The following is a 5,192-nucleotide window of genomic DNA, read 5'->3' as shown; positions in this document are numbered from 1 at the left end:
TCAACAGGGTTTTCGGTCTCTAAGTACTTTTTAAAGGGAACATCATCGACTCAAATCTCTATTTGCAACAGTGCCATCAAAAGTACAGTTGTAATAAGTATTGAACTTATTAAATGATGACATGTTTGCATGTTTTTTCAGAGAGAGTTTTAGATGCTACTATTTTGAAATAGCAGTGTTTATGAATTGCTAATGTTATGTGGAGATTGTGTGGAGAAAACTGTTAAATGGGAAGTAATTTTAATTTGGCTGAAACTATTATTAATAATAAACACTTGATTTTGTTAAGCTTGAACCGTACCGGGTTTGTCGGAGACCACTTTTCTTGAGAGAATGTCCCGATGAAAAAAGTAAAATACACCCCTGAAATCAGAGATAGAGCGGTTCAATTATTGATTGAATCCGAAAAAGATTATCCATCGAATTGGGCTGCGATCACAGCAATTGCTCCTAAAATCGGTTGTACTCCTGAAACATTGCGTGTTTGGTATTTAAAGCATATGGATCAACTAAATCCTGCCAAAGTACAACAGATATCTGACCAAGAAAAAATGAAGCAAATGGAACGTGAAATTAAAGAATTAAAACGTGCCAATGAAATTCTACGTAAAGCAGCCGCTTTTTTCGCCCAGGCGGAGCTCGACCGCCCACACAAATAATGGTGGATTTTATCCATAATAATAAAGAGCTGTACGGAGTCGAGGCGATTTGTAGAATTTTACCGATCGCACCTTCAACCTATTACCGGACTCTAGATCTCTGCGAAAATCCAGAACATCGAGCAAAGCGAGATTTACATGACTTGCATCATGCTGAGGAGATTAAACGAATTTGGAAAGAAAGTTCAGGTCGATACGGTGTGCGTAAGGTCTGGCAACAACTGAAACGTGAAGGCTATGTGATTGCACGTTGTACAGTTGCTCGATTGATGCAGAAGCTAGGTATACAAGGTGTTTGGCGCGGTAAGAATAAACAAACTACCCGTAGCCGGGATGACCAAAAACGGGCAGATGATTTAGTGAAACGTAATTTTAGTGCTGATCATCCAAACCAACTATGGGTCGGTGACTTTACGTATATTCAAACTCATTCAGGCTGGGTCTATACCGCCTTTATTATTGATGTGTTTTCACGAGCAATTGTTGGATGGAAAGTATCTACACGGATGAATACAGATATGGTGCTCGATGCATTGGAGCAAGCATTGCATGATCGCGGCATGCCAAAGAATGTGATTCATCATTCCGACAGAGGTGTGCAATATCTTTCCATTCGCTATACCAATCGTTTAGAAGCAGCAAATTTACGAGCATCAGTCGGTACGACTGGTGATTCATACGATAATGCTTTGGCTGAAACGGTGAATGGCTTATACAAAACAGAGGTGATTGAATATCTAAAAGCAGATTGGCAAGGTTTAGCAGATGTACAACTTGCGACACTAAACTGGGTAGATTGGTTCAATAAAAAGCGTGTACACAGTGCACTGGGTTATGTATCGCCTTTTGAGTTTGAAGCAATGTACTATGATAAGATTAACCCGTTAGGTCAGGTGGCCTAACTTAAATAAAAAAGTCTCCGACAAACCCGGTACGGTTCAGCTAAATTATTGTTTTATAATAACTTTATTAATATTGGTTGATTGAGAAACCTGTTGGAAGTTTTAGATATATTTCATACTATTCTTTATATGAGTTATCTATTTAAAAAGAAGTAATAAAGAAGCTAATGGATCATTTTGAAGTAGAAGTTTTAAAACAAGCTGCTTCGTAATTCTTCAATAAATACGAAGCATATTTTAGTAAATTTAATTCTCTATTTATAATTTTTTCTTTTTTATTAATATTTTGAAAATTTTATTAAAACTTGCAACCCAATCAGCTTGGTCAGTATGCATGTGCTTCATGGCTCTTTTTTGATTGAAGTTAGTCTTGCAAATATCGAACCATTTTTTTGTTCCTTTTTTCCCCTCAATTGCTTCACAAATCATGGTTATATTTTTTTCATTAAGCATCTCTTTGGTAATAAATAGAAAAAAACAAAATGCTTCATTATTTTTGTTATTTTTCTTAATATCAATAAGGTAAAACAGGAACAGTAGGTCCATTTAGAATAAGCTGTAGCTTTGTTTGATCTGATAGCTCAGGACTGAAGTCTTGATATGTTGCTAATACGAATTTCTTTTTATTGGTGATGATGAATACTGAATACATGGTTGTATCTCTTTTTATTTGAAGTTGTTTTTATTCTTATTGTTTTTCTGTTTGCTTATAATTTTTAGTTATAGAAAACAGATACATATATAACATATTTTTATTATACTGTCAATCCTTATAACTTTTAGGAATAAGAATACCTATTCTGCATAGGCTATTCGTATTTGTAGTCTTTAAAATCAGTTCCCTCTACAAGTGTCATACACGTAAGGAAAGCTACATCACTTGCTAACTGTTCATCTCTTACGTTCCAGAACTCATCTACAACTGCATTAATTAGTTGCTTATAATAGTTTTTATAAAAGGAATGCTTGTTTAACTGTGTTTCTAAAGTATTGAAATAACCTACCTTAAATTCTTCTTTTCCTATGTCTTCATATTTTTGTATTTCGACAGAACTTTTGGCTATATCCTCCGCTACAGCACAAAGACTAAATTTGTAATTATGATCCACTTCAATAGCTTGAGCCATAGTACCAGTACAAGCCAACAGTAAAGTTAAAACTATCTTTTTCATATTAAACAGTTATATGTAAAGTTGTAGCTTCATTCTATTTGATTAGTATTGAAAAATAAACAGCATACAAAACAGATTAGTAGGCAGTCAGTTCAATGTTTGATATGGATACGTGCCTGTTAAGGTACGGATACAGATTAAAGATTGATTATCTGACTGTTAAAGGTTGTTATTCATTGACTGTTAAGGAAATGAATAAGAAGCTTGTTATAGGTTGAACAACTATTTTTCTATAAGAAGATATGAGAACGACTGAAAGGAGTTCGATATATCGCTCTATTCTTTTTCTTTATTTGAAAAATTAATTAAATATTTATTAATTAGTTATCTGTATTTTTTTATAATTTCTTCTTTAAGATTCAAGTTAAAAAAAGCCCTAAAAGATTGACTTTTTTGATAGTCCCAAGACAAGGTTTTGTCTAGCCTTATTTTATAAGACTTTTTAAGCTTCCTTCAAAATCAGTTGAAAACATTGAGTTATAAAAGAATGGACCTCAGCTCGAAACTTTACGAAGTATAGCGAGTAACAACGAAGCTATGCTGAAGTAAATGTTTGAGCAACCAACCGACTGTATGCAATAGCTACAGTAATGGAAGGAACAGAGGGCGGTCAGTAAATAGGCTTTAGGTGCTATGTCTGTGTGCGCTTATGTGTACCTAGAATCCGTACATTTTTGTTTTAAGGTTTTTGCTTTTTTCATTTTTAAAAACAAGTAGTTATAAAATGTCTAAGACAAGGTTTTGTCTACAGCCTTTAAATTTTCCTTTATAAATTCACTGTAATTTGAGTATCGAATTGCAGCGAAAGCCGTATAAAACCTAAGATCAATTAAGACCGAAATCTGTCTTACTTATCCACAGTTTTAAATTTAAAAACAAAACAAGTGTTTAGCTAGACAAATAAAGCAATTCAAGACAAAAATAGATCCACAAGACAAGTTATTGACATTATCTGTCTTGATGTAATATAATCTGTCTCAAGAGGGGAGAACAGTCTTCCATTACAACAATATGCAATGAGGATAATAAAACGTGCAAATAGGAAAAATAAGCACAGTGTTTAAAGTTTATGATGCAATGATGGGTAGCGGTAAGACTACTCAAATTATAGAAAACATTAGAACAGCAGAAAAAGACCAGAACTTTCTTTACATCACTCCATTACTTGATGAATGCCATCGTATTTCAGGTACAACATACGATCCTGAAGATGTATTAAAACGTCCTTTAATTACCACAGAAGACGATACAAGCGTTCATTACGCATATTTAGATGATGCTCCTTTGAAGGAAAGACGTTTCAAGCATCCAAGCTATAAGGGTGGAAATAAAGCTGAAAGCTTGCAATACCTGTTAAAGAACAAAGAAAACGTAGTCAGTACACATCAGCTTTTTATGAACCTAACACCAAATATGTTGGATGATGCGAAAGACTATGTACTGATTATTGACGAAACAATTCAAGTCTATGATGTATATACAGAGCATTCATCTACAGAGTTAGAAGCTCTTTTCCGTTTAGGTTGGATTCATGTTGATGATGATGCTGTCACTCTTCGTTTCAACCGTGAAAAGTATGGTGATAACGGTGGTGACCCGACGGGTACGAAATATGAAAACCTAGCAACAATGTGTGATCTCGGTCAGCTCTTGTATGTGGACCAGAAGCTGATTGTTTGGGAATTGAGTATCGACACACTGAGATCTTTTAAAGAAGTCTGGATTGCTACTTATATGTTTGAAGGCTCTCAAATGTCAGCGTATTTGAAATCGTATGGCGTTGAGTATGAACTGATCCGTTTTGGTAACAAGCCTTCTCAAATTAAGCATTTAGTCACTATTTCAGATAACAAGTTTATTAATGAGATTGGTACTAAAACTACAGCATTGAGTTCAAGCCAATTCAAATCAAATAAGAAAGCTTTATGTGAGCAGTTGTCAAAAAATCTTGATAACTATTTCCGTAACCATGTTAAAGCGAAAAAGTCAGATAGACTTTGGACTTCATTTAAAGAAGCACATTCAGCAATTGCTGGATCACGCTATAAAGAAGAATGGTTAGCCTTCAATACAAAGGCAACTAACGAATACAAAGACAAAACCAACTTAGCTTACTTGATGAACCTATATCCAAATCCAATGGTTGTTAAAGCTTCAGCTATGAAGGGATTCCCTGTTAAGGAAGATGTATTCGCTCTATCTGAGATGGTCCAATGGATATGGCGTTCTGCTATTCGTGAAGGTAACCCAATCAATATTTATGTACCAAGCTCAAGAATGCGTAGTTTATTACAGCGTTGGTTAAATGATGAATTTGAAAATTCTGCTGCTGAAGATATTGAAGTTACAGAAGAAGCCGAACAGTTAGAATTAGTTTAAATTGGCTTTGTTGCACAAAGATTTGAAATGCAAAGCGCCCCTAATTGAGCCAAATTTAAGGCGTAACTTGGGTAAGTGGT

The 5,192-nt window shown here is 34.6% G+C and carries 5 protein-coding genes and 1 other annotated feature; of the genes, 2 read left to right on the top strand and 3 right to left on the bottom strand.

The window, feature by feature from the left end:
- Nucleotides 1-341: 341 nt before the first annotated feature.
- Nucleotides 342-1,561, top strand: a protein-coding gene (locus HX005_RS19315) for an IS3 family transposase (RefSeq protein WP_153564134.1) whose coding sequence is annotated in 2 segments (ribosomal slippage) — nucleotides 342-618 and nucleotides 618-1,561 — 1,221 coding nt in all. Because the reading frame shifts where the segments join, the coding sequence is not laid out codon by codon here.
- Nucleotides 617-733 (top strand) — a sequence feature (AL1L pseudoknot). Its footprint overlaps the gene before it by 117 nt.
- Nucleotides 1,562-1,819: 258 nt before the next feature.
- On the opposite strand, the gene HX005_RS19310 is transcribed toward HX005_RS19315, so the two are convergent.
- From HX005_RS19310 to HX005_RS19300, 3 genes are all read right to left on the bottom strand, one after another.
- Nucleotides 1,820-2,014 (bottom strand): hypothetical protein, encoded by a 195-nt coding sequence (locus tag HX005_RS19310; protein ID WP_079352997.1) that lies wholly within the window; start codon nucleotides 2,012-2,014, stop codon nucleotides 1,820-1,822.
- Between the two features lie 61 nt (nucleotides 2,015-2,075).
- Nucleotides 2,076-2,213 (bottom strand): hypothetical protein, encoded by a 138-nt coding sequence (locus HX005_RS19305; protein ID WP_286378560.1) that lies wholly within the window; start codon nucleotides 2,211-2,213, stop codon nucleotides 2,076-2,078.
- Nucleotides 2,214-2,370: 157 nt separating this feature from the next.
- Nucleotides 2,371-2,733: a hypothetical protein gene (locus tag HX005_RS19300; RefSeq protein ID WP_020753598.1), complete on the bottom strand. Its 363-nt coding sequence runs from the start codon at nucleotides 2,731-2,733 to the stop codon at nucleotides 2,371-2,373.
- A gap of 1,032 nt (nucleotides 2,734-3,765) precedes the next feature.
- Here HX005_RS19300 and HX005_RS19295 point away from each other — a divergent pair.
- Nucleotides 3,766-5,112 carry a YonV C-terminus-related protein gene (locus tag HX005_RS19295; protein ID WP_020753597.1) on the top strand — a complete coding sequence of 449 codons (1,347 nt, stop codon included), beginning with the start codon at nucleotides 3,766-3,768 and terminating at the stop codon, nucleotides 5,110-5,112.
- Nucleotides 5,113-5,192 lie beyond the last annotated feature (80 nt).

The organism is Acinetobacter sp. R933-2 (assembly GCF_030325485.1).
In the GTDB taxonomy this organism is placed as follows: Bacteria; Pseudomonadota; Gammaproteobacteria; order Pseudomonadales; family Moraxellaceae; genus Acinetobacter; species Acinetobacter sichuanensis.
Note: the sequence above shows the minus strand (reverse complement) of the source record. Positions and strands in the feature narration are given on the sequence as shown.

Coding starts and splice junctions, on each gene's coding strand:
- HX005_RS19305 (WP_286378560.1), bottom strand. CDS start 2,213: ATGTATTCAGTATTCATCATCACCAATAAAAAGAAATTCGTATTAGCA.
- HX005_RS19310 (WP_079352997.1), bottom strand. CDS start 2,014: ATGCTTAATGAAAAAAATATAACCATGATTTGTGAAGCAATTGAGGGG.
- HX005_RS19300 (WP_020753598.1), bottom strand. CDS start 2,733: ATGAAAAAGATAGTTTTAACTTTACTGTTGGCTTGTACTGGTACTATG.